This window comes from Ruegeria sp. CDSB013 (genome assembly GCF_059611165.1).
In genome coordinates this window covers 81,562-106,175 of sequence record NZ_JBXWPA010000004.1, presented here as the reverse complement: position 1 = coordinate 106,175, position 24,614 = coordinate 81,562, and the positions used below count along the sequence as shown (strand labels likewise).

The following is a 24,614-nucleotide window of genomic DNA, read 5'->3' as shown; positions in this document are numbered from 1 at the left end:
AATTGGGATCAGGCCGCCTTGGCGGGTTTGCACCAGTCTGGCAACCAATCGGCATGTGCCACCAACAGGTCACTAACCAAGCTGCGGATCTGACGCAGGTCCAGTTCAGCGGCCGTATGCGGGTCCATCATAGCGGCGTGGTAAATGTATTCTGGGTTCTGCTCAACCAATGCCCGCACAGTCAGTTCCTGCACGTTGATCTGGCTGCGCATCAGCGCGATCAGCTGGGGCGGAATATCTGTTACGACCGAAGGTTGGACACCGTTAGTGTCGACAAGGCAAGGTGTTTCGACAGCCGCGCCAAGGGGGAGTTGAGGGATCTGTCCAGTATTGGGCAGGTTCCCATACGCCACGTAGGGCGTATCAGTCACGATCGCATTCATCAGGTCGGCGGCGAACTCATGGCTTCGGATCACTTCAATATCACGCCCGTCAGTCAGGGTCTTTGCCTGTTCTTTCCAACTGGCGATCTGTTCCTCGCAACGGGTTGGGTATTCATCCAGAGGGATGCTGAACTGCTCAATCAGGTCCTGGCGGCCATCTTTGATGAACCATGGAACGTATTCCGCCAAGTGTTCTGAACTTTCCGTGCAGAAATAGCCCAGATGTTCCATCACCTCATACCGCACCTTGTTGGGGCAACGTGGCATCAAAAGCGGTGGTTTGGGAATTTGCCCGCCGGAATACCCTTGCCGCAATGCCGGGTAGAGGTCGCGCCCGTCATGCTCTAGCCTCAGGAAAAAGGCCACGTGGTTCACGCCTGCCACCTTGTAGCGGAACTCGTCCTTGGGCAGGTCCAGATCGTGAGCAAGTTCTTCAACGGTGTTTTGGACAGAGTGACACAGGCCGACATGTTTCAGCGCCGGGAAACGTTCTGCCAGGGCCCATGTGTTGATCGCCATCGGGTTCACGTATTGCAGCAGCGTTGCGTTTGGGCAGAGCTGCATCATGTCTCGTGCAACGTCCCACAACACAGGAACCGTGCGCAGGCCTCGCATGATGCCGCCGACGCCCAGGGTGTCAGCGATGGTCTGGCGCAGGCCGTATTGTTTGGGGATCTCGAAATCCGTCACCGTGCAGGGTTTGTAGCCGCCGACCTGGAAGGCGGTGATGACGAAATCGGCGCCTTCAAGCGCGGCGCGCCGGTCGGTATGCTTTGAGACAGATGCCCCTGTTCCGACAGAGCGGATCATCGCCCTGGCGACGGCCTCGCTTTCGGCAAGGCGCACGGGATCGATGTCCATCAGCGCAAAATGGCTGTCGGCCAGTGCAGGTGTCAGCAGGGCGTCGCCCACGATATTCTGCATGAAGATCGTGGAGCCTGCCCCGATAAAGGTGATCTTGGTCATGTGGCAAACCTTTGGTTTGACGTTATTTTACGGCACCGAGGGTCAAACCCGCGATGAAGTGTTTCTGCATGAGGAAGAACATGGCCACCGGCGGCAGAGCCGCGACGATGGAACCGGCACTCATTAGTTGATAGGCCGCCCGAAATTGGGCGTTAAAACTGGTTATACCTGCTGTCACGGGTTGGCTTTCCGCACCCTGTGTCAGGACAACAGCCCAGAAGTAGTCGTTCCAGATGAAGGTGAAAATCAACACACTGAGGGCCGCGATCGCCGGTTTCATCAGCGGTAGGACCACGTACCAGAAAATGCGCCATTCACTGATGCCTTCAACGCGAGCCGCCTCGATCAGTTCGAAGGGCAGGGCGCGGATAAAGTTGCGCATGAACAATGTGCAAAAGCCCGTTTGGAAAGCAATGTGGAACAAAACGAGGCCGGTTTTGGTGTTGTAGAGACCCAGTTCTAGAGTAAGATCTCGCACAGGAACCATTAGGATCTGAAATGGTACGAAATTCCCGGCAACAAACATGAAAAAGATCCAGATGTTTGAGCGGAATTTATAGATCCCCAGTGCAAACCCGGTCATGCAACTAAGCGCAACGGCACCGATCACTGTTGGAATGGTGATCATGAACGAGTTCAGCAAATAGCGTGGCATGTCCGAGTTGAAGAATACCTGCCCATAGTTGTAGGCACCCTCAAAGCTGGACGGCATCCCCCAGTAGTTCGCATTGGTAAAGTCGGCTGCCGGCTTGACCGAGAACAGCGCTACCGCCAGCAGGGGGCCGAGCCACAGCAGCAGTGCCAGGGGCAGCATCGCCTGGTAGGTGATCTGAGCCCCGCGGGGTTGTTTTTCGATGGGTTTGGGAAACATCTTAATGCCCCCTTTCTTCGCGGTACATCGACCACAGGAAATAGGCGATGAAGCACAGCATGATCAGGAACAGGATCACCGCGATGGCGGCGCCATATCCCATGCGGAAGCCGTATTCAGACAGCGCGACTTCGAACATGTAATAGGCCAGCACACGGGATGAACCGAACGGGCCACCTTGGGTCATGATTGAGATCAGATCGAAAGACCGAAGCGCGCCGATGATGGTGACAACGAAAGCAATGAAGGTGGCGGGGCGTAGTTGAGGCAGTATGATATGCCACAGCATCCGCCCGCCTTTTGCACCGTCCAGACGTCCGGCCTCGATCTGTTCAGGATCCACAGCGTTCAGGCCAGTGAGATACAGGATCATGCAGTAGGCTGTTTGCGGCCAGAGTCCGGCAAAGATGATGCCGTAGGTGACGAAACGCTCATCCCCTAGAACATTCAGCGGGCCGAAGCCGAAGAAGCCTAGGAATTCGTTCAACAGGCCGAAAGTCGGATCATAGAACCACGTGAAAACGAGTCCGACGACGACCTGAGAGATGACAAAGGGGAAGAAAAACAGCGACTTATAGAGCCGAATGCCCCAGACGGTTTGATTCAGGAACAGAGCAATGAACAGACCAGCTGGGATTGCCAGCAGGTACATGATCAACCAGATCAGGTTGTTCTTCAGTGATATGTAAAACGCGTCGCGATCGGCCAATTCCCAATACAGGTCTTCGTAGTTGCGAAAACCCACATATTCCGCTGCGCCAAGCCCATCCCATTCGTACAAAGACAAGTTGAAGGATTGGAATACCGGAATGATCACATAGACCATGAAGAACAGCAGACCCGGAGCCAGAAAGAGCCAGGGCGCTATGCGCTGTTGATTTCTGTGGAACCAGCTTTCTTGTTCAGGGACATCGACGGCTGACATGTGCTCACTCGGTTTTGGATCAAAGGAGTAAGCCGGGTATGCACCCGCCTTACACAAGAAGTGGTGCAGGCCGGGCAAAAGCCCGACCCGACCGGTTTAGTTTTCGTAGATACGCTGACGTGCGCGTTCCAGTTTGGACAGGATACGGTCAGCATTATCCGGCTTGACCATAAATTCCTGGAACCCTTCCATCGACACCTTCGCCATTTCCGCAGGTGCGTCACGATCCCAGAACTGGGCGACGCCGCCGGGGCTGTTGGCGGACAGCATCTCAAAGCCTTGCTGCAGGAACTTGTCTTCATCGACGGACGATTGGGCGTTCACAGGCAGCTGGCCCAGGTTTGCGCCGTTGTTGATCTGAGTTTGCTCGTCTGCGGAAACGGCAAAGCGCAGAAACTCACGCGCGGCTTCTTTATTCGATGCGTTGGCCGGGATGTGAAAGGTATCGGTTGGCGCATCTTCCGCCAATTCTACATCCGGGTTGATAGAAACGAACTGATAGAAGTCCAATTGGTCGTCGGTCAATCCCGCTTCGCGCAGCGGAGCAACAGCAAAGTTACCCATCAGGTACGCGGCGGCTTCGCCGTTCACCATGAAGGGCAGGGCCTCTTGCCAGCTATAGGTTTGATGGTTGTCGACGAAAGCGCCCATGTCGATCAGCTGTTTCCAGTTGGCGAAGGTTTGTTTGACCCGGTCGTCCTCCCAGCTGATTTCGCCATTGGCAAGCTGGTTGTGGAAGTCGAACCCGTTGGTGCGCATGTTGAGATAGTCGAACCAACCGCCAGCGGTCCACAGGAACTTGGTGCCGATGGTATAGCAGGCACGACCGGAATCGACGATCTTCTGGCAGTTTGCCAGCTCTTCTTCCCAGGTTGTGGGTTCGGTCAGGCCTAACTCGTCAAAGATGTCTTTGCGATAGTAAACACCCCACTGATAGTATGTGTAGGGCACACCCCACTGCTTGCCGTCAATGGTCATCGCACCTTTGGTCGACGCCAGATTTTCGGCGATCTCAGGTTCGGCCCACAAATCCGATACATCTTCGAACAGGCCCGCCTCGACGTAGGGCTTCATGCGGTTCGCCGCATACCACGTCGCCACGTCCGGCGTATCCGCAGTTAGAAAGTTACGGATCTGAGTTTTGTACGCCTCGCGGTCGATCACGGTGGTTTCGATTTCCAGACCCGGATGCTGTTCCGCGAATCGATCGATCATCGCCTCCATCGTCGCGCGTGGCGCCGGGTTGGAGGTATCGAGAAAGATTCGCAGCTCGCCGGTCAGTTCGGCGGCAACAGGTGCCGCAAGTGCGACACTGGCTGCCAAAGCGGCGGCAGTGCGCTTGTACATGGAATGCATGGTTTCCTCCCTTAGCTTCCATTTTATGTCTTTAAGGTTCCAAATAATGAAACCGTGTTTTATATATTGAAAACTACACATCGACTCGGTTAGTCTTGTCAAGACCCTCGTGTCGATTGCGATGGGTTAATGGGAGGAGAACAGGCACCCGTGGCTGGTGACGGAACAATAGGAAAAGCATGTGATGTGCTGGATCAGGTGGCTGCGTTCGCGCGCCCGGTCCGATTCGCAGAGCTGTTGGAAAGCAGCAATTTCCCCAAGGCGACCCTGTATCGGTTCCTGCAAACGCTGACCAATCAGGGAATGCTGTCGTATGATCCGGACCGACAGACATATACGCCAGGGTTGCGATTGGTTCGGCTGGCTCATGCAGCGTGGACACAAAGCTCGCTCGCGCCGATTGCGCGACCGTTTCTGGATGCATTGAGCCGGGAAACCGGGGAAACGGTGCATTTGGCACAGCTTGATTCAAATCAGGTGCTGTACGTGGATAAACGCAACGCAGCCCAGCCGATTGAGATGTATTCGCAGGCTGGCAAGGTCGGTCCGGCCTATTGCACAGGCGTGGGTAAAGCCATGATGGCGTTTCTGGATGAGGCCGCGCTGGACCGCGCCGCGTCTCAGCAAAGCTACCACCGCTTTACCGACAAAACACTGACATCCGAGGCGGCGTTGCGCGCCGATCTCGACCTGATCCGCAGTCGTGGCTACGCCGTCGATGACGAAGAGCATGAGCCCGGCATCATCTGCATTGCCTGTCCAATCCTCACCTCGGGCGGGCGGATGTTAGGGGCGATTTCCGTGACCGGATCGACCGAACGGATGAATTTCGACCAATTGGAAACCTGGGTTCCCCGTGTTCGCCGTGTGGCCGAACAAATCGGAGCCGAAGCACAGGCCTGGCGGTTCCCCGAGACCCGCCCGAGCTCCGAAACAAACAGGATGCAAGCGACATGACAGGTGTGACTCTGAACCAGGCGATCAAGCGGTATGGCGAGACGCAGGTTATTCACGGCATTGATCTGGAGATCGAAGATGGAGAGTTCTGTGTCTTCGTCGGCCCTTCGGGCTGTGGTAAATCCACTTTGCTGCGGATGATAGCGGGCCTTGAGGAAACGACCGAAGGGCAAGTCCATATCGGCGCACGCGACGTGACCCATATGGATCCGGCCAAGCGCGGCGTGGCCATGGTGTTCCAGACCTATGCCCTTTATCCGCACATGACCGTGGCCGAGAACATGGGCTTTGGATTGCGCATGAATGGTGTACCCAAGTCCGAGATCAACAAGAAAGTGCAAGACGCCTCGAACATCCTCAAGTTGGATCAATACCTTAAGCGCAAGCCCAAGGCCTTGTCCGGCGGGCAACGCCAGCGTGTCGCCATCGGGCGTGCCATCGTGCGGGGCCCTGAGGTGTTTTTGTTCGACGAACCTCTGTCCAACCTTGATGCGGAGCTGCGCGTAGAAATGCGGGTCGAGATTGCGCGACTGCACAATGAAATTGGCGCGACCATGATCTATGTGACCCACGATCAGGTCGAAGCGATGACAATGGCCGACAAGATCGTGGTGCTGCGCGATGGCCGGATCGAGCAGGTCGGCGCGCCAATGGACTTGTATCGGGACCCGGACAATCGGTTTGTAGCGGGGTTCATCGGATCGCCTGCAATGAACTTCCTTGACGGCGATATTATCGATGGGAAGGTCTCGCACCCGGCCCTTAGTGAACCGTTGGATGTGCCTGTAAACGTACCGGCTGGGATGAACAAAGTGACTCTTGGTATACGTCCGGAGCACATCACAGTGGACCGGGCAGGCGACACTTGCACGGTTGATCTGACCGAAGCGCTTGGCGGCGTGAGCTATACGTATTTGCTGACGCCCAATGGCGATAAGTTGATTGTCGAGGAACGAGAAGATCAGCGCAGCAAGCAAGGTGAGCGCATCGGGCTGTCAGTGCGGCCGGAACGCGCGATGCTATTTGATCCCGAAACAGGTCACCGCCTTCGCTGAAAAATCCATTTTGTAATTTGAGCGCGCCCGATCATCGATCCGGCGCGTTTTCAATTTTTCTGGATTTTGTATCCAATATCCGTTATGGCGATTCCAAAAGCGTGTGTAACCGCCCAGCCATCGAGGAATTTACCAATGTCGACCAATGTGTTCACCGGCACGATGCCCGCTCTGATGACACCATGCAAACCCGACCGGACGCCTGACTTTGATGCCTTGGTGCACAAAGGAAAGCAGATGATCGGGGCGGGTATGTCCGCGGTGGTCTACTGCGGTTCGATGGGGGATTGGCCCTTGTTGACAGATGCGCAGCGGATGGAAGGCGTCGAGCGTTTGGTCGATGGGGGTTTGCCCGTTGTGGTCGGGACCGGCGCCATCAACACCAAGTCCGCCGTAGCCCATGCAGCCCATGCGCAAAAGGTAGGCGCCGTTGGCCTGATGGTCATTCCACGCGTTCTGTCTCGCGGCAGTTCACCTACCGCACAGAAGAACCACTTCAAAGCGATCTTGACAGCCGCCCCCGATGTTCCGGCAATCATTTACAACAGTCCGTATTATGGCTTTGCTACGCGGGCCGATCTGTTCTTTGCTCTGCGCGCGGAACATTCAAACCTGATCGGATTCAAGGAGTTCGGTGGCAAAGACGACCTGCGCTATGCGGCTGAAAACATCACCAGTCAGGATGATCAGGTCACCCTAATGGTTGGTGTTGATACCGAGGTTTACCACGGTATCGTAAATTGCGGTGCAACCGGATCGATCACGGGAATAGGCACAGCCTTGCCGCGCGAAGCATTGCTGCTGGCCGCCCTGTCCAAAAAGGCGGCGCAAGGCCATGCCGAGGCCCGCCAACGTGCGCAGGAACTCACAGAGGCGATTCAAGTGCTTTCCAGCTTTGACGAAGGCCCGGATTTGGTGCTGTACTACAAGCACTTGCTGGTCCTGAACGGGGAGCAGGAATACCGTCTGCACTTTAACGAAACGGATGAACTGACCGATGCACAGCGTAATTATTGCGAGCAGCAATATGATCTGTTCCAAACATGGTTCGCCGATTGGTCGAGGCAGGGTGGGGTGATCGCTGAATGCATGTGATCGACAGTCACACAGGCGGTGAACCGACGCGCGTCATTCTGGATGGCGCGCCGGGACTTGGATCCGGGTCTTTGACTGAGCGGGCAAGTCGCCTGGCGACCGAACATGAGGCGTTCTATCGCTCGGTCATGTTAGAGCCGCGCGGTCAGCCAGCCATGGTCGCTGCGTTACTGGTCGAGCCGGTTGATCCGACATGCGTGACCGGTGTGATCTATTTCGATGTCGACGCCGTTTTGGGCATGTGTGGGCACGGAACCATCGGTTTGGCGATCACATTGGCTCATCTGGGACGAATCGACGTGGGCCAACACCGGATCGAAACGCCCGCCGGTGTGGTGACGGTCCAGCTGCACGATGCAAACACCGTTACCGTGACCAACATTGAAAGCCGTAGGATTCATCAGGCCGTTACACTGGATGTCGCGGGTTTCGGCCAGATTACAGGCGACGTGGCATATGGCGGAAACTGGTTCTTTATCGTTGACCCCAGCCCGATCCCCGTCGAGCCCGTGAACATTCGTAACCTAACGGACATGTCGATCGCCATCCGCGAAGCCTCGATCGCGCAAGGGGCTGGTGGAGAAAATGGCGAACCGATTGACCATGTCATCTTACAGGAATCTTCACCGGACCCGGCGGTACACAGTCGCAATTTCGTTCTGTGCCCCGATGACAATTACGACCGCTCACCATGTGGAACGGGCAGTTCGGCTCGGCTGGCCTGTCTGGCGGCCGACGGCCGTTTGGCGCCGAGTCAGGAGATCATCCAGCAAAGCGTGATTGGCAGTTCCTATCAATTGTCTTACCAGCCCGGGCCAAACGGGGGTGTTATCCCCTCGATCACTGGGCAGGCCTTTATCATGGCTGAGGCCACGTTGTTGTTCGACGAACACGATCCTTTCAAAGCCGGGATCGAAACATGACCCCACAAGTCGTTGTCATCGGTGCCGGAGTAATTGGGATTACGACCGCGCTCGAACTGCAACGACGCGGCCATTCCGTCCTTGTATTGGACCGTAAGGGCATCGCGGCCGAAACATCAGCCGGCAACGCCGGTGCCTTTGCCTTTTCTGAGGTCGAACCACTAGCCACGCCCGGCATCATGCGAAAAGCTCCAAAGTGGTTGTTGGATCCGTTGGGCCCACTGTCTATCCCGCCGGCCTACGCCTTGAAAATTGCACCGTGGATGTACCGGTTTTGGCGGGCCAGTCGACCGGATCGCTATGAAAACTTACTCGGCGCACAAGCCAGTTTGATGGCGTTATCCAAAACTGCGCTTGATCAGCTGATACCAAACGTCGACGCCGAATACTTGTTGCAACGCGATGGGCAGATGCAGTTGTATGAAGGCGAGGCTGAATATCGCGCCAGTTTGCCGACATGGAACTTGCGACGCGAACACGGGATCGAATTTGAACTGCTTGAAAGCCCCGCCGCGATTGCTGAGATGCAGCCGGGCCTCAGCCCTCGGTTCACCCATGCGGGGTTTACACCGAACTGGCTGAACACTGTTGATCCGAAGCGATGGGTCGAACATCTTGCTGAGGTTTTTCAGGGTCGCGGCGGTCAGATCGAACGGAAAGATATCCGAATGCTGTTACCGCTGGAAAATGGTGTGCGCGTCGCATGCGCGAACGGAACAATTGATGCGGCCAAAGTGGTGATTGCCGCGGGTGCCTGGTCTCATCACATAGCGCAAACATTGGGCGATCGCATCCCACTGGAAACCGAGCGTGGATACAATACGACTTTGCCGGAGGGCGCATTTGATTTGCGTATGCACCTAACATTCTCGCGCCACGGCTTTGTTGCCAGCAAGATCAACGGCGGCGTGCGCGTAGGGGGGGCTGTCGAACTGGGTGGATTGACCTCGCCGCCAAACTACAAGCGCGCCGATATTTTGTTGGAAAAGGCGGCGGCGTTCCTGCCTGGACTAAAAACAGAAGGTGGCACGCAATGGATGGGGTTTCGTCCATCCTTGCCAGACAGCATTCCGGTGATTGGCGCGTCTCGTAGATCGGTGGATGTCATTTACGCCTTTGGGCACGGGCACTTGGGCTTGACCCAATCTGCGGGAACTGCGGAACTCGTCGGGGCGCTGGTCGATGGGCAAGACCCACCAATATCATTGTCGCCTTACGCCGCCACCCGGTTTTGAGGAGGGGATATGCGCAGTATCAAGACCATTCATGTCGTGTCGGCCCATGCCGAAGGCGAGGTCGGCGATGTTGTCGTTGGCGGCGTCTCACCGCCGCCGGGTGACACGATCTGGGAACAACGAACGCATATTGCCAACGATCAGACGCTAAGAAACTTTGTACTGAACGAACCGAGAGGCGGTGTATTTCGGCACGTCAATCTTCTGGTTCCGCCCAAACACCCGGATGCCGACGCCGCTTTTATCATCATGGAGCCCGAGGACACTCCACCCATGTCCGGCTCAAACTCAATCTGTGTTGCGACGGTTTTGCTGGATAGCGGGATCATCCCGATCCAAGAGCCTGAAACCAATCTGACGCTCGAAGCGCCCGGAGGCCTGGTTCGCGTGCGCGCTGAATGCCGAGACGGTAAGGCAGAACGGATCCACGTGCAAAACCTTCCCAGTTTTGCGGGTAAGCTCTCTGTCCCGTTAGAGGTTCCGGGTTTGGGCACGCTGACTGTTGATACGGCTTTTGGAGGCGACAGTTTCGTGGTTGTAGATGCCGCTAAGCTGGGGTTTGACATAACCCAAGACGAAGCCTGTGAAATCGCCCGGATCGGCGTTTCAATTACGAATGCCGCCAACGCGCAATTAGGGTTCTCGCATCCCGAGAACCCGGATTGGCCCCACATTTCCTTTTGCGCTTTTTGTGGCCCGCTTGAAAAAACCCCGACTGGTTGGCGCGGTAAATCTGCTGTTGCCATCCAGCCCGGAAAGGTTGACCGCTCGCCCACTGGCACAGCGGTATCTGCGCGCATGGCACTAATGGCGGCCAAAGGGCAGATGACGGTCGGGCAAACCTTTGAGGCCGTCTCGATCATCGGCTCGCGCTTTACCGGGCGAATTGTTCGGGAAACGCAGGTTGGCGCCCAACCCGCTATCATCCCAGAAATCAGCGGGCGCGGCTGGATCACCGGAACCCATCAGCACATGCTTGACCCAGACGATCCCTGGCCGGGTGGGTATCGGTTGAGTGACACTTGGGGCGTTTGATCAACTTCTGCGATTGCGCTTGTGTCTTTTCCGTTTCATTACGCAAATTTGGCGACCCGTTTCCTTGAGTATAGGTTCTGGATTGCCACTTTAAGGTGAGTGCTTTGAACAGATTGGAGGTGTAATGCACATTCGTCTTGCCGCCCTGGCTATTGTGATCGCCACGTTGTTGCTGTCCTTCAATTCACCATCAAAATCTGGACCAAACTACACGCAGCTGGCCCAGTCATGCCTTGGCAACAAAGGCGGCATGGCAAATGTGGTTGCGGCCTGCACAACTTTGATGAATGGCGTGGATGTTACCCCAAAAAACCGGAGCACGCTGCTGAGATCTCGTGGTTGGGCGTACTACAGCGGCAAACAGTACGAAAAGGCAATTTCGGACTATAGCAGTGCTTTGGCTCTCGCTCTCGACGACCCACATTCAACTTTGTGGCGTGCTATTGCCTATCACGCGACGGGCGATGTCCAATCTGCTGAAACAGCGTATGAAAAAGCTCTGTCGCTTGCCCCAAGCAGCACTGAGGCATTGTTTCACAAGGCCCAGTTCGACAGGGATCAAGGAAACACATCTGCCGCTATTCATGGTTTTGAGAAGGTTCTGGATCTCGACCCGAGTCATGCGGGGAGCGGGAACCTCGGTTCCACGCGAGGCGGACGCTGGTTCTGTTGAGCATTTGGACACCGCAATTGAAGATCACGTGAACCAAATTGCAAACGAAGGCGGGTTCAAGGCGTTTTGGACCGGCAAAAAGCTGGATCAATAACTACCCGCAAAATTACTGATCAATAGTTATACCCATGGTCCAATCCGTAAATCTGACTACCCGTGGCAATATGCGCGCGCTTTAGATGATTGATCCCAGGCCCTTCCTGATTTATGGGAGGCCCTGTCAAATCAGAGTCACCGTCGGGGCGGTAGGAGAAACGCGCCCCACCTACGCCACGCAAAAGTGGAACACTCTTGGATCGCACGTCCCGAAAGGTTTAAAAAAGGTAAAAGAATATGGCAGATAACTCGAACTTCGACATATTGTATACCATTGTAGACGAAGCGCCCGAACTGGCCAGCGCCTCGTTTCTGCCCATCATTCGCAAGTTTGCTGGTGCCGCAGGTGTCAGTGTTGGCACCAAGGATATTTCATTGGCCGGTCGTATTCTCTCGACCTTTCCGGAAAAACTGACTGATGCACAGCGCATCACCGACGATTTGGCCGCATTGGGCGAGCTGGTGAAAACGCCCGACGCCAACGTGATCAAACTGCCAAACATCTCGGCATCGGTCCCGCAACTGGTGGCGGCCGTCGAGGAACTCCAGTCACAAGGCTATGACATCCCGAGCTACCCCGAAGAGCCGTCGACCGATGAGGAAAAGGCGATCCGTGCGCGTTACGACGCTATCAAGGGCTCGGCCGTGAACCCGGTTCTGCGCGAAGGTAACTCGGATCGTCGCGCGGCGCGTGCGGTGAAGAACTATGCTCAGAAGAACCCGCATTCGATGGGGGAGTGGGCGTCGGACAGCAAAACCAAAGTGTCGTCGATGTCTGGCAATGATTTCTATGCCAACGAGAAGTCCGCCACCATTACCGCCGCTCAGGCCGGTGATGCCAAGATCGAATTTGTCGGCAAAGACGGCAGCGTCACTGTCCTGAAAGACGCCTGGCCACTGGCCGAGGGCACCGTTGCAGACGCCACATTCATGTCCGTCAAGGCGCTGTCATCCTTCCTGACTGATGCGATTGAGGACACAAAGAAAGACGGCACGATGTTCTCGCTGCACATGAAAGCCACGATGATGAAGGTCTCGGACCCAATCATTTTTGGTTACGCCGTCAAAGCGTGGTTGGCTCCGGTGTTCGAGAAATTTGGAGCAGAGCTGGACGCATTGGGAGTGAACCCAAACTCGGGTCTTGGCGATTTGCGGGAACGTGTTCAGGACAATGCCGAAATCATGGCGGCAATTGACGCGATCAAGGCTGACCGGCCGTCCATGTACATGGTCGATTCAGACAAGGGCATCACAAACCTTCACGTGCCCTCGGACGTGATCATCGATGCCTCGATGCCTGCCGTAATCCGTGCAGGCGGCAAAGGCTGGGACGAGGCCGGTGCCAAGGGCGACACCAACTGTGTGATCCCTGACCGCTGCTATGCATCGGTTTATGATGAGAGCATTAACTTTTTCAAAGCCAATGGCGCGCTGAACCCAGCCACTGTCGGTGCTGTCGCCAACGTCGGCCTGATGGCGCAAAAAGCGGAAGAATACGGTTCGCACCCGACGACGTTCCAAGCGCCGGCCGACGGCACCATCCGTATCGTTCTGGCCAATGGCGAAAGGCTGCATTCACACGACGTTGAAAAGGGCGACATTTGGCGTGCCTGCACTGTGAAGAAAGCTCCGATCGAAAACTGGATCCAGTTGGCCATGGACCGTCAGCGCCTGACCGGATCCGAAGCGATCTTCTGGCTGGACGCAAACCGCGCTCACGATGCGGAATTGATCAAATACGTCAAACCGGCGCTTGAGGCGGCTGGGGTTGCCGACAAGTTCCTGATTATGGCTCCGCGCGAGGCGACCCGCCAGTCGTTGGAAACCATCACGGCAGGTAAGGACAGCATCGCAATCACGGGCAACGTTTTGCGCGACTACCTGACTGACCTGTTCCCGATTCTGGAACTGGGCACGTCGGCCAAGATGCTGTCGATTGTAAAGCTGATGAATGGCGGTGGTCTGTTCGAAACTGGTGCGGGTGGGTCCGCTCCGAAACACGTGCAGCAATTGGTCGAGGAAAACCACCTGCGCTGGGACTCGATGGGTGAATTCTGTGCTTTGGGTGAATCGCTGAACTTCCTGGCCGACAACAAAGGCAACGCCAAAGCGGGTGTTTTAGGTGCTGCGGCCGAAGCGGCCACGCAAGGCATCCTGGACAACAATAAATCGCCCAGCCGTAAAGTTGGACAGCCGGACAACCGCGACAGCCACTACTGGTTCGCGCGTTATTGGGCCGAAGCCCTTGCCGCGCAGTCCGATGATGCTGAATTGGCAGCAGAATTTGCGCCGATTGCAAAAGAGCTGGCGGACAACGAAGGCAAGATCCTGTCTGAATTGGCGACCGTTCAAGGTGCTGCGGCGGACCTCGGTGGATATTACCACACCGATCCTGCGAAGACCGCAGCGGTAATGCGCCCCAGCGCAACACTGAACGCGATCATCGGCTGATAAACAGTACCCACGCTTTGCGGCGTGGGTATTTTTGGATTGATGAGATCAATAGAAAAAAGGGGCGACCCCCAAAGTCGACCCTTTTTTGAGTGAGTGGTCAGGCCGAAGCCTCACCGGTGCAGTTGATTTCATGTTAACCAATCCACAATTCTTGGAAATTAGGGGATTCCCGTAATCTTCGAGTTTTAAGGTCCAAACTTCTCATAAATTCCGATAAAAAATGAAAAAGGGCCGGTCAGAAGACCGGCCCAAGGCGTTCGGATTTCCGAATTATCAGTTGGAAGCTGCCATCAGTTTTTCGTTGTGTTCACGCAACGTGTCCGAGACAACGGCGTACCATTCACCGGATTCACGCATCTCGTTCAGACCTTTGTTCAGCATCGCCAAATACTGCTTGCCAAACGGATTGCTGCGGTGGCTGATGAAGCGCAGCGACGACAGCGAGGTGACGAAGGGGTTCTCGATCAGGTCGTTCTGGTTCAGACCCATTTCTACCATGGTGTCCGAGAACAATTGAACTTCGAAAGTAGCGACATCTGCGGTGCCGGTCAGAACGGCGTCAAGGCATTCGCGCGCCGTGATCGGCTGCATCAGCGTCATGGTATCGCCGTTGTGCAGGCCTTCCTGCTCCATGTCATGGATGAACCAGCCGTCCATACGGCAGATTGTGGAACCCTGAAGCTCATCGAAAGTAGTGGCGCTTGCGTACTGGCTTTCCGGCAGCGTGTAGAAGCCAACGACAATATCATAAACCGGAACCGACGAGTCGAACTGAGTGCAACGCACTTCGGTTTCCCAGGACCATTCGTATGTGCGGTTGGTGCAGTCCGGCATGTTCCAGGCCATCGAGACGTCGAACGCCCCCAGCGGCAGCAGTGTTTCCAAGTGCGAATTCCAGTCATCCACGAAGCTGACCGAGTAGTCGCGTGCGTTGCCGCCACGCTGCAGCGCGGTTGTGCCCAGACGAGTGATCGCGCCACCACCATTCAGTGATTCATCAGCGAAAGGTGCCCAACCGTTGCCGGTGACCAGCTTGATCGGCGGCTGATAAACGCTGGAGCGTTGCACGCTCGCAGCCCGCTGCTCTTCCGCCGCGATGATTTCCTGGGCGGTCTGACCGTTCGGCAGGCTACCGTCTTCGCAGGGCAGGGCCAGAACCAGGCCCGGCGCAAGCGCGTTCGGGTTGGTGATGACGTTACGGTTCGCGTTGAAGATCGGCTGATAGTTCGATGTGCCGTAAGCTGCGATCGCGATAGTTGCCATCGTGTCGCCATCGGCAACGGTATAGTTGGTACAAGCTTCCTGCGCAGCCGCGGCGCCGGCGCTCAGAGCGGTGACGGCGGTGGCCGACATTACAACTTTCTTAAGGTTGAATTCAAACATTTCCACTTCCTCTAGACTTTTCTTATAGTTAGGCCAAAAGGGGCCTTAACCGTTTTCCATTTGATGACGCAGAGCGGCTGCCACGATGTCTCGCCACTCTCCGGATTGCTGCATGATCGCCAGACCCTGATTGAGCGTCTCAAGGATCGCTTCCCCATCCGGATTGTCTTTGTGGGTCATGACGTTAAGCGACTTGATAGCCGCCAGATTGGGGTTCTCGATGATACGGTGTTCATAGCCCAGACGTCCGATTGCCTCGACAGCCAGGTGGGCTTCGATCGCAACGATATCGGCCGTCCCGTTCATAAGCGCGTGAAAGCAGTCATCGGGTGAAACCGGACGCAAAAGCGAGATTGCCGGTTCGTACAATCCAACCGTATCCATGTGCGACAGAGACCAGCCTTCCGGGCGACAGATGGTTGTCCCGGCGAAGTCGGCATAGGTCAGGGTTTGCTCATAGCCCGAGCCGTCGCGGGCAAAGAACGTGTCCACAACTTCGTAGAACGGGTTAGAGAAGTTGTATGTATCACACCGCGCACGATCTTTTTCAGAAAGCGCCCCGGCCTCTTCGCAGTTTGGACGCGACCAGGGGAAGGTGGCATCGAACGCGAGTGTCGGCATCAGAAGGTCCAGATGCGATGACCAATCGTTGACGAACTGGATTTTATAGGACTGTTCGGGCGCGGCACGCAGCATCGCTGTTTCGACAAGGTAGGTGTAGAGCCCGCGATTGGGCAGCGCCTCGTCGGTGAACGGCGCATAGTCACCGCCAGTGATAAGCAACAACTGACGGTCACGGATTTCCGGGCGTTCGCCGGCATCTGCATTACGGATCAGCGCTGCGGCTTCTGCTCGGGCGGCTTCGATCTCGTCCTTGGCTGCCGCTTTTGCGGCAATCACTGCATCTTCGCTTGCCTTTTTGGCTTCTGCTTCGGCATCGGCAACGCGGGCTTCCGCCTCGGCGATGGCTTTCGCCGCGCGATCCTCGGCGGCCTTGACCAGCTCGGCTGCCATTTCCGCGGCCATTGCCTCGGCTTCGGTCTGCGGAGCGGCCGGGGCACGACCGATCTCTTCCAGACAAGGCATGGTCAGAACGTCACCCACCCGGATGATATTCGGGTTGTTGCCGATCACGTCCCGGTTTGCATCGTAAATGATACGAAAGTCTTCGGTCGAATACACTTCGATCGTAAGCTCACGCAGGCTGTCGCCGCGTTGGATTTCGTAGGTTGAGCACGCCTGTTGCGCCGAGGCTGTGCCCGCTGCGGCAGCAAGTGCCAGGCTTGATATGATCAGATGGTTTCTCATGGGTCCTGTTGCTTTGCCTTGTTTAGTTTTTTGTAAGTTTGACAACACCGATTGAAATGTTGTCCTGATCCGGGTCGCCCTTAGCGTTCAGCGCGGCCTGCAGCGCCCCGGCGATGTCTTGTGCAAGCCCGCTGGCATTGGATTGAAGAATGGCCTGAATTTCTGCGTTGCTGAGATATTGCAGGCCGTCGCTTCCCAGAACCAAAACATCCGAAGGTGTCAGGTCCAACGGGGTTTCCGGGCAATCGACCTTTGGAATTGCAGCACCCATGATGACCGAAGTCAGTTGGTTGCGGTCAGGATGCGCCAGCGCTTCGGCTTCGGTCAAAGTGCCTTCGGCCATTTGCGCATCAATCATGGGTGCCATCGAGTGATCTTCGTTGATCTGCGACAGCTCTCCGTCCCGGAACAAGTATAGTGGACTGTCGCCGATCGAAATCCAGAACAGCCGTTGGCCCAGCAACAAAGTGCCCAACATGGTCGAGCCCATGTTGAATCCAGCCCCTTGTCCCTCGGAATAGCCGGCGATGGAGGCATTGGCCTGCATCGCCGCCAGGGGCAACGCGTCGATCAATGCGGACTCGGGTGTTGTTGCACCTTCAAGCTCGGCATCTAACGCGTCACGCCAGGCCTGGATCACAAGGTCAGAGGCGACTTCTCCCGCCGCATGCCCGCCCATGCCGTCAGCGACGATGACATAGCTTGCATTCGCCGCATCGAACATGCGCGAGGCAACCGCGTCCTCCTGCGTGTCACGCTGGCCCTTGTCCAGGATCAGCGCAATATCATATGCCGGTGTCGCCAGCATCTATCAGGAATCCCGCCAGTCAAAGCCATCGTCACAGAAGGCGGCAAAGCGGATTGAGGTTTCACTGATGCGGATCAGGTCCCCGCTGGACAGTGGGACGGTGCTGAGGACCGGCTTGCCGTTCAGGCGCACCAAGTTGGCCTTGCCACCGTGTCCCAAGTAACATTTGCGGTCCTCGGGATCATAGGCAATCACCGCATGGTTGCTGCGGGAAATACCAGTGTCTCCAAAGTCCAGCTGAATGGCCTGATCGTCATTGCGTCCAATCTGCATCAAGCCCTCGGTCAGCGTTACGCTTGCACCCCGACCCGGACCGCCAGTGATGACCAGCCAACCAACCGGGAAAGACTGTTCGGCATTGTCGGTTTTGGCTGCAGGTTCTGCTGTTTCAATGAGGTCCTGCACATGTGTATCGGCGCGTTCGAAACCCAGGAAGGTTGTCTTGACGCGACCACGACGATCTTCGGCAGCCGCGGGTTGCGGAACCGGTGCAACCTCAACCAGTGGTTCTTCGGCGACTGGTGTTTCTGCCACTGGTTCAGCGGCGGGTTCGTCAGCAACGACCTCGATAATCTGTTCCGGCTCGGGGTCCTCGACTTGAACTACTTCGTGCTCGACAACCTCTTCAGTGACCGCTTCGACCTCTTCCTCAACTGCCGAGTGCAGCGTCAACACGGTCTCTGCTTCGGGCGCGGGTGCCTCGTCCGCCACGTCCTGAACTTCTGCGATAACTTCAGCGACGACGATTTCATCCTCAGCCTCAGTTGTGTCCAGCGCGCCTTCCTCAAAGAAATCTGGCATTTTCTCTTCGGGTACCAACTCATCGGTTTCTTCGTAGCTATCCGAGGTCATATTGCCACCTGCCAGCGCTTCGCGCAGGGCATTGAAATCGGCGATTGGTTCGGTCTTTTCCGCCTCTGGCGTTACAGCTTCCTCGGCTTCGTTCTCTTTCGGTTTGCCGGCACCTTCGAGAAGCCGGCTAAGAGGGCTTTTGTATTTGAACATGGTGTCGACACCTTTATTTCTTGGCACAGGACAACGGTCCCATGGGGCTGCTTCTTACCTCTGTGCGCGGTTGCACAACGGCATGGATAGTTGCGATAACAAGTCACTTTCTACTTCCGCGACGGGCCGGTTCCCGTCAGGGGTGCCGAATTTGACACAACCCTCAGCAAACACTTACTGGCAGATCACACACGAACCGGTCAGATCACTCCTGCGCTAAGGGCATGTCAGCATTCGTTTCGACCCCACTGCGCAAAACGCTAAAACGGGCCTGCGGCTGGTTTTCGGAAACAAGTTTGGTCAACAAAACATCAAGGCTGTCCGAGCCATCAATGCCAGTTCCCGAATTTGTCTCTGCGACCAGGACATCCCCTTCCTGCAAGCTGCCTATCGCCTCGGGCGGAACCGAGCTCAGGACTGTTTTCCATCCCGCACCGTCTTTGTTCTGAATTGTAAAAACGTAGCCATTTTCCAGGCCGAGCACGCGCATCGCGGGCAGTGCCAACAATCCGTTCTGAGGGCGGGTTTCACCCAACGTGCGATACCGGGCAGAAACGCGGATGTAGCCGTCTGGATCTACCTTCAGATCGTTCAACACCTGAGCGGCAAAAGTCGTATCCGCCTGCACCGGTGTGCCATTCAGAGTAAAGATCGTGGCGCCGCGCTTGACCCACTCACCCACAACTGACGCGTCCATATCTTGGTCAACACCGGTTATCGCAATCACATTGCCTGTCGAAGCCCGGCGGCGTGATGTCTGAAACGGGATGTCTACGTCCCAGTGAGAGAATGCGATCTGCTGTTCTGCCAGGTTCACCGGTTCCGCCGGAACAAGCGGCGTCGGCTCGACGGTCGCGGCTTCAGCCGTTTCTGTCGCCGCAGCTTCTTCCTGCTCCGTGGCAACCGGGTCTTCTTGCGCCTGCTCGACAGGCTCTGGAGTGGATGCGACTTCGGCCTGCGTGGGCTCAGTTGGTTCTGGTGTCGGCTCCACTTCGGCTGCGGTCACTTGCTCGACCGGTTCCTGCTCAGATGTTTCGACTGCGGCGGTTTCTTCCACCGTTTTCGTCACGACAGGGGCTTGCGTCGATGCGGTGTCCTCGACCGGAGTTTCCTCTCCGGACATCAGGAAGAACCCGCCTGCCGCCAAAGCGGCGACCACGGCCACGCCCGCAACAATTTTGCCTGCACCACTGGATCCGCTTTTGACAACGGTATCCACCGCGACGGGAGATTCATCCTTCAATGTGAACGTGGCGAGCCCGTCGTCGTTCTTGTCCTCATTGCCCAGTGCAATGTCAGTGTTTCCGGCAAGCAATGCGGTGACAACGGCTTCGGCGTTTTCGCTTTCAGCCTTGATCCTGGCCTTTTCTTCTTCTTCGTCTTTCTGGTCCATCGCCACGATCACAGACACCGGCCGATAGTCAAAGCTGTCGAACATCACGCTGGGGCCGCGGAACATGCGTAACCAATCGAGTGCCGTCTGCAGGCGGTCCGTTGAGTGAACTTCCATCGCCTTGTCGATGGCTTCAAGGAACCCGTCGGGATAGCCTTCGAAGCGCCCGGCGAGTGGAGTGTAGGGGTCCTGCTGGCTGTTGTTGAAGGCGTTCAGGCGGGTTTGGCCGTCGATCGGACGTTCGCCACTGATTGCGTGATATAGCGTCGCCGCAAGAACATAAAGGTCACTGCTCGGCCCTTGCTCTGCGCCGCGCACGTAAAATTCGTGCGGTGAATACCCATCCTTTATGACCCGCAGTGTCATCAACGCGGCGGACTGGTGCGCCGCCTGCTCACGCGCGGCACCAAAGTCGATCAGAACCGGATCGCCGTTTTCGTCTATTAGGATGTTGTCGGGCGAAATATCCCGATGCAGCATGCCACTTTGGTGGATGAAAGACACCGCCGACAGCATCTTTTCAGTGACCTGAACGATAAAATCGGGGCCAGCCTTGTTTTCGGGGTTCTCGACATAATCCAGTAGATCGCAGCCGCGGACGTAGTTCATCGCGATATAGGCTGTCTCGTTGTCTTCGAAGACCTGATGTACATCCACAATGTTGGGGTGCACCAGACGGGCGTGATTGCGCGCTTCGAGGATAAACAGGTCGATGATCGCGCGCAGATCGTCTTTGTAGCCCGGTTCAACCGGTTTAACCAAGTCGCCATTGCGACGGCAAAGGGCACCGGGATAGCACTCTTTGATCACCACTTCACGTTCCAGGCTGTCACGCGCTAGATAGGTGATCCCAAACCCGCCATTGCTGATAAAGCGCAGTATTTCATACTGCCCGCGCAACAGCTTGGCGCCTGGTTGAAGACCTTCAATTTTCGGTTCGTCGTGCGTCGCGCCGACGGCCTGGTTGTGGCTCATTTCTTTCCGCCCGTTCTAATCGTTTTGCGGCTTACTTAACTGGGCTTTCAGCCCGCGAACTCACAACCAAACACAACCGCAGGACACTCAAGTACGTTAGACGTTTCAAATTTGACTTTATTGGGGCCGCCTGATGGCTTCACTAAGAACTCAGAGCAAAGAAAATCCACATATGGTGGCTTTGCGAGCGCATAACCCTAAATGTTGACTTTTTACCGGTAAAACTTGCGGACTGAGTGCCTGTTTTTTGCGGATTGGTCACTAAACCCGAAACAATAAACGCGCGATTCTGAGGGCTTCGAATCGCTGCATTGCGGCTCAATTAAAACGGGTAGGCGTCAGGTTCCGGTTTTTGCCTGAACGGAATCGACGCGGCTGCCGGCCCAGGCGAGGTTGTCGCTGAGTTGGGCGAGGATGCTGATTGCGTCCTTCAGCGGCGCGTCACCGCTTTCGAATTGCAGCAGTAAAAGAAGATCAGTGGCCTTTTCAAACTCACCAGGAATCCAGTCGGCTTCAGTGGCGATTTCGCCCCCTTGCTCCAGACGCTCTGCAAAATCTTCGACGATTTCCTGACAACTGTTCAGGAATGAAGCCGGTTCTATATCTGATGTCTCGCGCAAGTCGTCATAGATGCTGGCAATTGCCGCCAGCCAGTCTTCAAGGATTGGGTTTTCAAGTGGGGGAAGGGCGGATTCCAACGTTGCATGAATCGAGGGCGCTTCGACCTGCGCTGGTTCAGCTTCTGCGACGTTCAGGGTGGAGAGATACGGAAGAAACTCTTGCTCGATGTCATTTCGGGCAGCTTCCAAATCCTTCAAACGCCGCTCGGATGCTACTTGCAGGACCTGTTCGGCCAAATTTTGACCGCCACAGGTCTCCCACAGATCAAAATCGGGCTCGGGTTCTTGCGCCATGGCTTTGACCGCGACTGGTGTGCCGATAGACACGACAGACCGGAAGAATTTACCTTTTTCTTTTTCCAATCGGTTCAGAACACGGTCCAGCGCGTCGCGAACCGGGGGGAGATCCGCGTGGGTTACGGCTAGCAAGCTATTCGAGCGCAACTCTTGCGGAACTTGTGCCCACAGGTGGCGCTCAGTCTCACGCCAGGCATTGGTTCCGTTCGTGCACCAGATGGCACAATCGACATAGGACAATAGGTCCAAAGTGGACTTGTAGGTGTCATCCAATGCGCCGGTTCCCGGCAGATCGAACAATGAGATCTCTTGCAGGGCAGGGGTATTCAGCCCGATCGAGATAAAGTCCGGGTCATCTGCCGCGGCTTTTTCCAGCGCAATGCCGGAATAAACTTTGGGCTCTTTGTCCCACCAGCCAACGGTGGTTTCCGGTGCATCCGCATAGGCCACGATAACCAATGGCAATTTCAAGTGTTGAGGGCCGGTTGGCAGAATGTCCGCCCCGGCTAGCATGTTTGCGAGGCTGGATTTTCCGGCCCCGAATTCCCCGGCAAAACCGATGTTTACCGCATTCGAAAGCCGTTCGGCATGGAACAAGGCGCGCTCGCGCATCTTGTCCAGACCCGCCTCTGAAGGCAGGTTTTCGGTGGCGGTCAGGAAGCGTTCAAGCTTGCGTACTTCCTGTTCGGTTCCGGGAAATTCAATCATTCCGCAGCCTCTGCTAATTTCTTGTCGGCGCTATTGCCGCCAAATACCGCATCCAGATCATCTGCAACACGTTGTGCCTGATCGAATGCTGCCTGTGCTTCTGCACGAACATTGGTTTGGCCGGTTCCGGCGCGTTGTTCAAGATGTCCGGCCAACAAGGCCAGATAGTGATCAAGAACGGTGTTCAGACGCTCAAGCAGATCGGCGCGCGCCGTGTCCACCAGATCGTCCCCGATCATTTCGAATTCCTGAACGATCATCCGTTCGGCCCGAGCGACCACACTTTTACGCGAAATCAGACGGGACAGCCAACTGACGCGCAGTTCCACGGTAATGCCACGCGTCAGTGCGGTGGTATCCGGACGGAACCACCGAACCGCACTGGTATTCATCCGACTGTCGGTCGGGTCTTGCCAGCCGGGCAGGGCGCGAAGTGCGGCATTGCTGTTCATGTCGACCGCATAAAGCTCGCTGAGCATTCGCTGCCGCACCACCTGTGTCGCACCCTGAACCAGTTCGCGCATGCGGTCCCGCAGCGGCGAAAAGTTCAATTCGGTGTCACCGCCCTTGGCCAACAAAGGGGAATCGCCATTCGGCCCTCGGACAACAGCAGAAACGGCCTCGGACACAGTGTCATCCATGACGCCGCGAAGATTGGCCAACACATCATCCATATCGTCAATGATCTGTGTGGTTTTTTCCGAAACCAGCGCACGCAGCTCGGCCAATGTTTTGTCGTTTTCGTCGCCGTCGGTCATGTCGGCGGAGTTTTCGTCGTCAATTACGCGCAGATGGGCCTTGGACCGTTCCAGCTCACCTTGGGCAAAACTGTTAAGGTGCTGCCAGGCCATCTTGAGCTGTTCGTCACGGGGCCCATGCGTCAAGGCGTTGGTAACATGGCGGCGGAGATCGGGCAGACCCGAGGCGATCATTGCGGCAAAGCGCAACACGCCCTCACGGCTGATCGGGCCGGGACCTTGTTTGATCTCTTCTACACCGTCCAGATATTGTTTCATCTGCTCGGGGTGGGCGCGCAGCCAAGCCAGAACGTGATCGTGGTTCACGCCGGTATCGTCGCCGGTCAAGGCATAATGGGCCCATTGGGCGCTGCCCATCAGAACATCAATGTCCGAGTTGCCCAGGGCTTTTTCCAGGCCTTCCAATACATCCGTCCGGACTTTTCCGGCATCCTCGGCCCCGCCGCCCAACTCGTCCACTCGGTTGATGAACACGACGATTTGTCCCAGTTCCAGCGCCTGCATCAGGCGGAACAGTTTCAGATCTGCCCGTGAAAGGGCCTGATGCGCTGACAAAACCACAACAAAGAAATCGGATTCTTTGAGATACTGGCGCGAGATTTCTTCGCGGATCAGCAGTGGGTCGTTGACGCCGGGCGTATCCGTGACCGTCAGCGGGAACGGAAAATGGCCAATGTCAAAGTAGACCTCGGCTTTGCGTGTGATGTCACTGTATAGTCCCCGATCTGAACCGGGGTCGTATTCTTCACCGTCGGTTGGATCGTCACCGGCGCAAACATAGCGGGCCAGATCGTCCGAGTTCAGCTGCTCCAGATCGTGATGCTGACCAAGCAACTGCTCATAGCTGTCGCCCAATCGCAGTTGGGCGCGGGTTTTCATCGCGTCGACCTGCTCTTCGATCATCTCGCGTTTATAGCTGTCCTCGTCATCGGGGAACATGTTGCGCAGCTCTTCACCTTCGGCGATCAGCGCCTGCCACTGACGGTTATCGAAGAAATGAAATTCGGCCCCTTCGGTCCGACCCGAGGGGTGACCGAAATGCATATCGGTAATCACGGTCGTCCACGGATTCACATCCGAAGGCAGGTATTCGGCCTGCCCGGTAAAGCCATTGATCAGGCGAGACTTGCCAGCCTTGATCTGCCCGACAAATGCGATTGACGGTTTTAGATTTGAAAGGTCGCCGACAATACGCGAAATGAACTGGCGGGTCTCGTCATTGCTGACCCCGTTCATATCTTCGGCGATTCTTATTAACTCACGACGGTTATTTTCACTCATACTGTTACCCTGGGCACTTGCAATCACAGATTGAATTAGTCGAAAAATTGAATA

The 24,614-nt window shown here is 56.1% G+C and carries 19 protein-coding genes; 8 read left to right on the top strand and 11 right to left on the bottom strand.

Annotated elements, in window-relative coordinates; all coding sequences use genetic code 11:
- Window positions 1-8: 8 nt before the first annotated feature.
- The 4 genes from AC2FJF_RS08815 to AC2FJF_RS08800 form a co-directional block, all read right to left on the bottom strand.
- Window positions 9-1,349, bottom strand: a complete 1,341-nt coding sequence (locus AC2FJF_RS08815; protein ID WP_496724735.1) for an alpha-glucosidase/alpha-galactosidase — start codon at window positions 1,347-1,349, stop codon at window positions 9-11.
- A 22-nt stretch (window positions 1,350-1,371) separates the two neighbouring features.
- A complete protein-coding gene (locus AC2FJF_RS08810; RefSeq protein WP_058271994.1) occupies window positions 1,372-2,220 on the bottom strand; it encodes a carbohydrate ABC transporter permease in 849 nt (282 codons plus the stop codon).
- 1 nt (window position 2,221) lies between these two features.
- Window positions 2,222-3,145, bottom strand: coding sequence for a carbohydrate ABC transporter permease (locus AC2FJF_RS08805; protein ID WP_058271993.1), 924 nt, complete (start codon window positions 3,143-3,145; stop codon window positions 2,222-2,224).
- 96 nt (window positions 3,146-3,241) lie between these two features.
- The gene (locus AC2FJF_RS08800) at window positions 3,242-4,501 is read right to left on the bottom strand and encodes an ABC transporter substrate-binding protein (protein WP_058271992.1); all 1,260 of its coding nucleotides are present in this window, start codon (window positions 4,499-4,501) and stop codon (window positions 3,242-3,244) included.
- A 150-nt stretch (window positions 4,502-4,651) separates the two neighbouring features.
- Between AC2FJF_RS08800 and AC2FJF_RS08795 the strand changes: the two genes are divergently transcribed.
- The 8 genes from AC2FJF_RS08795 (at window position 4,652) to AC2FJF_RS08760 (ending at window position 14,021) form a co-directional block, all read left to right on the top strand.
- Window positions 4,652-5,458: an IclR family transcriptional regulator gene (locus AC2FJF_RS08795; RefSeq protein ID WP_496725212.1), complete on the top strand. Its 807-nt coding sequence runs from the start codon at window positions 4,652-4,654 to the stop codon at window positions 5,456-5,458.
- Window positions 5,455-6,513 (top strand): ABC transporter ATP-binding protein, encoded by a 1,059-nt coding sequence (locus tag AC2FJF_RS08790; protein ID WP_496724733.1) that lies wholly within the window; start codon window positions 5,455-5,457, stop codon window positions 6,511-6,513. Before AC2FJF_RS08795 ends, AC2FJF_RS08790 begins: the two co-directional genes overlap by 4 nt.
- A gap of 135 nt (window positions 6,514-6,648) precedes the next feature.
- Entirely contained in the window at window positions 6,649-7,608 is a 960-nt protein-coding gene (locus AC2FJF_RS08785; protein ID WP_496724731.1) for a dihydrodipicolinate synthase family protein, read from the top strand.
- Window positions 7,599-8,531: a 4-hydroxyproline epimerase gene (locus AC2FJF_RS08780; protein WP_496724729.1), complete on the top strand. Its 933-nt coding sequence runs from the start codon at window positions 7,599-7,601 to the stop codon at window positions 8,529-8,531. Before AC2FJF_RS08785 ends, AC2FJF_RS08780 begins: the two co-directional genes overlap by 10 nt.
- Window positions 8,528-9,766 carry an NAD(P)/FAD-dependent oxidoreductase gene (locus tag AC2FJF_RS08775; protein ID WP_496724727.1) on the top strand — a complete coding sequence of 413 codons (1,239 nt, stop codon included), beginning with the start codon at window positions 8,528-8,530 and terminating at the stop codon, window positions 9,764-9,766. The genes AC2FJF_RS08780 and AC2FJF_RS08775 overlap by 4 nt, the downstream gene beginning before the upstream one ends.
- A gap of 9 nt (window positions 9,767-9,775) precedes the next feature.
- The gene (locus tag AC2FJF_RS08770; protein WP_496724725.1) at window positions 9,776-10,801 is read left to right on the top strand and encodes a trans-3-hydroxy-L-proline dehydratase; all 1,026 of its coding nucleotides are present in this window, start codon (window positions 9,776-9,778) and stop codon (window positions 10,799-10,801) included.
- Window positions 10,802-10,925: 124 nt separating this feature from the next.
- Window positions 10,926-11,474: a tetratricopeptide repeat protein gene (locus tag AC2FJF_RS08765; protein ID WP_496724723.1), complete on the top strand. Its 549-nt coding sequence runs from the start codon at window positions 10,926-10,928 to the stop codon at window positions 11,472-11,474.
- Window positions 11,475-11,807: 333 nt separating this feature from the next.
- On the top strand, window positions 11,808-14,021 hold the full coding sequence (locus AC2FJF_RS08760; RefSeq protein ID WP_496724721.1) for an NADP-dependent isocitrate dehydrogenase: 2,214 nt from the start codon (window positions 11,808-11,810) through the stop codon (window positions 14,019-14,021).
- Between the two features lie 276 nt (window positions 14,022-14,297).
- Here the strand turns inward: AC2FJF_RS08760 and AC2FJF_RS08755 are convergent, their stop codons facing one another.
- The 7 genes from AC2FJF_RS08755 to AC2FJF_RS08725 form a co-directional block, all read right to left on the bottom strand.
- The gene (locus AC2FJF_RS08755) at window positions 14,298-15,407 is read right to left on the bottom strand and encodes a peptidoglycan-binding protein LysM (RefSeq protein WP_496724719.1); all 1,110 of its coding nucleotides are present in this window, start codon (window positions 15,405-15,407) and stop codon (window positions 14,298-14,300) included.
- A 45-nt stretch (window positions 15,408-15,452) separates the two neighbouring features.
- Window positions 15,453-16,715 carry a type 2 periplasmic-binding domain-containing protein gene (locus tag AC2FJF_RS08750; protein ID WP_496724718.1) on the bottom strand — a complete coding sequence of 421 codons (1,263 nt, stop codon included), beginning with the start codon at window positions 16,713-16,715 and terminating at the stop codon, window positions 15,453-15,455.
- Between the two features lie 22 nt (window positions 16,716-16,737).
- Window positions 16,738-17,523: a PP2C family protein-serine/threonine phosphatase gene (locus AC2FJF_RS08745; protein WP_496724716.1), complete on the bottom strand. Its 786-nt coding sequence runs from the start codon at window positions 17,521-17,523 to the stop codon at window positions 16,738-16,740.
- Between the two features lie 3 nt (window positions 17,524-17,526).
- Window positions 17,527-18,528 carry an FHA domain-containing protein gene (locus AC2FJF_RS08740; RefSeq protein WP_496724714.1) on the bottom strand — a complete coding sequence of 334 codons (1,002 nt, stop codon included), beginning with the start codon at window positions 18,526-18,528 and terminating at the stop codon, window positions 17,527-17,529.
- Between the two features lie 205 nt (window positions 18,529-18,733).
- On the bottom strand, window positions 18,734-20,896 hold the full coding sequence (locus AC2FJF_RS08735; RefSeq protein ID WP_496724712.1) for a serine/threonine protein kinase: 2,163 nt from the start codon (window positions 20,894-20,896) through the stop codon (window positions 18,734-18,736).
- 338 nt (window positions 20,897-21,234) lie between these two features.
- Entirely contained in the window at window positions 21,235-22,521 is a 1,287-nt protein-coding gene (locus tag AC2FJF_RS08730) for a dynamin family protein (RefSeq protein WP_496724710.1), read from the bottom strand.
- On the bottom strand, window positions 22,518-24,560 hold the full coding sequence (locus tag AC2FJF_RS08725) for a dynamin family protein (protein WP_496724708.1): 2,043 nt from the start codon (window positions 24,558-24,560) through the stop codon (window positions 22,518-22,520). The genes AC2FJF_RS08730 and AC2FJF_RS08725 overlap by 4 nt, the downstream gene beginning before the upstream one ends.
- Window positions 24,561-24,614: the final 54 nt, after the last annotated feature.

What these genes read in the sequence shown, in the direction of transcription:
- AC2FJF_RS08815 (WP_496724735.1), bottom strand. Translation starts at nt 1,349, where the DNA reads ATGACCAAGATCACCTTTATCGGGGCAGGCTCCACGATCTTCATGCAG.
- AC2FJF_RS08810 (WP_058271994.1), bottom strand. Translation starts at nt 2,220, where the DNA reads ATGTTTCCCAAACCCATCGAAAAACAACCCCGCGGGGCTCAGATCACC.
- AC2FJF_RS08805 (WP_058271993.1), bottom strand. Translation starts at nt 3,145, where the DNA reads ATGTCAGCCGTCGATGTCCCTGAACAAGAAAGCTGGTTCCACAGAAAT.
- AC2FJF_RS08800 (WP_058271992.1), bottom strand. Translation starts at nt 4,501, where the DNA reads ATGCATTCCATGTACAAGCGCACTGCCGCCGCTTTGGCAGCCAGTGTC.
- AC2FJF_RS08790 (WP_496724733.1), top strand. Translation starts at nt 5,455, where the DNA reads ATGACAGGTGTGACTCTGAACCAGGCGATCAAGCGGTATGGCGAGACG.
- AC2FJF_RS08785 (WP_496724731.1), top strand. Translation starts at nt 6,649, where the DNA reads ATGTCGACCAATGTGTTCACCGGCACGATGCCCGCTCTGATGACACCA.
- AC2FJF_RS08780 (WP_496724729.1), top strand. Translation starts at nt 7,599, where the DNA reads ATGCATGTGATCGACAGTCACACAGGCGGTGAACCGACGCGCGTCATT.
- AC2FJF_RS08775 (WP_496724727.1), top strand. Translation starts at nt 8,528, where the DNA reads ATGACCCCACAAGTCGTTGTCATCGGTGCCGGAGTAATTGGGATTACG.
- AC2FJF_RS08770 (WP_496724725.1), top strand. Translation starts at nt 9,776, where the DNA reads ATGCGCAGTATCAAGACCATTCATGTCGTGTCGGCCCATGCCGAAGGC.
- AC2FJF_RS08765 (WP_496724723.1), top strand. Translation starts at nt 10,926, where the DNA reads ATGCACATTCGTCTTGCCGCCCTGGCTATTGTGATCGCCACGTTGTTG.
- AC2FJF_RS08760 (WP_496724721.1), top strand. Translation starts at nt 11,808, where the DNA reads ATGGCAGATAACTCGAACTTCGACATATTGTATACCATTGTAGACGAA.
- AC2FJF_RS08755 (WP_496724719.1), bottom strand. Translation starts at nt 15,407, where the DNA reads ATGTTTGAATTCAACCTTAAGAAAGTTGTAATGTCGGCCACCGCCGTC.
- AC2FJF_RS08750 (WP_496724718.1), bottom strand. Translation starts at nt 16,715, where the DNA reads ATGAGAAACCATCTGATCATATCAAGCCTGGCACTTGCTGCCGCAGCG.
- AC2FJF_RS08745 (WP_496724716.1), bottom strand. Translation starts at nt 17,523, where the DNA reads ATGCTGGCGACACCGGCATATGATATTGCGCTGATCCTGGACAAGGGC.
- AC2FJF_RS08740 (WP_496724714.1), bottom strand. Translation starts at nt 18,528, where the DNA reads ATGTTCAAATACAAAAGCCCTCTTAGCCGGCTTCTCGAAGGTGCCGGC.
- AC2FJF_RS08735 (WP_496724712.1), bottom strand. Translation starts at nt 20,896, where the DNA reads ATGAGCCACAACCAGGCCGTCGGCGCGACGCACGACGAACCGAAAATT.
- AC2FJF_RS08730 (WP_496724710.1), bottom strand. Translation starts at nt 22,521, where the DNA reads ATGATTGAATTTCCCGGAACCGAACAGGAAGTACGCAAGCTTGAACGC.
- AC2FJF_RS08725 (WP_496724708.1), bottom strand. Translation starts at nt 24,560, where the DNA reads ATGAGTGAAAATAACCGTCGTGAGTTAATAAGAATCGCCGAAGATATG.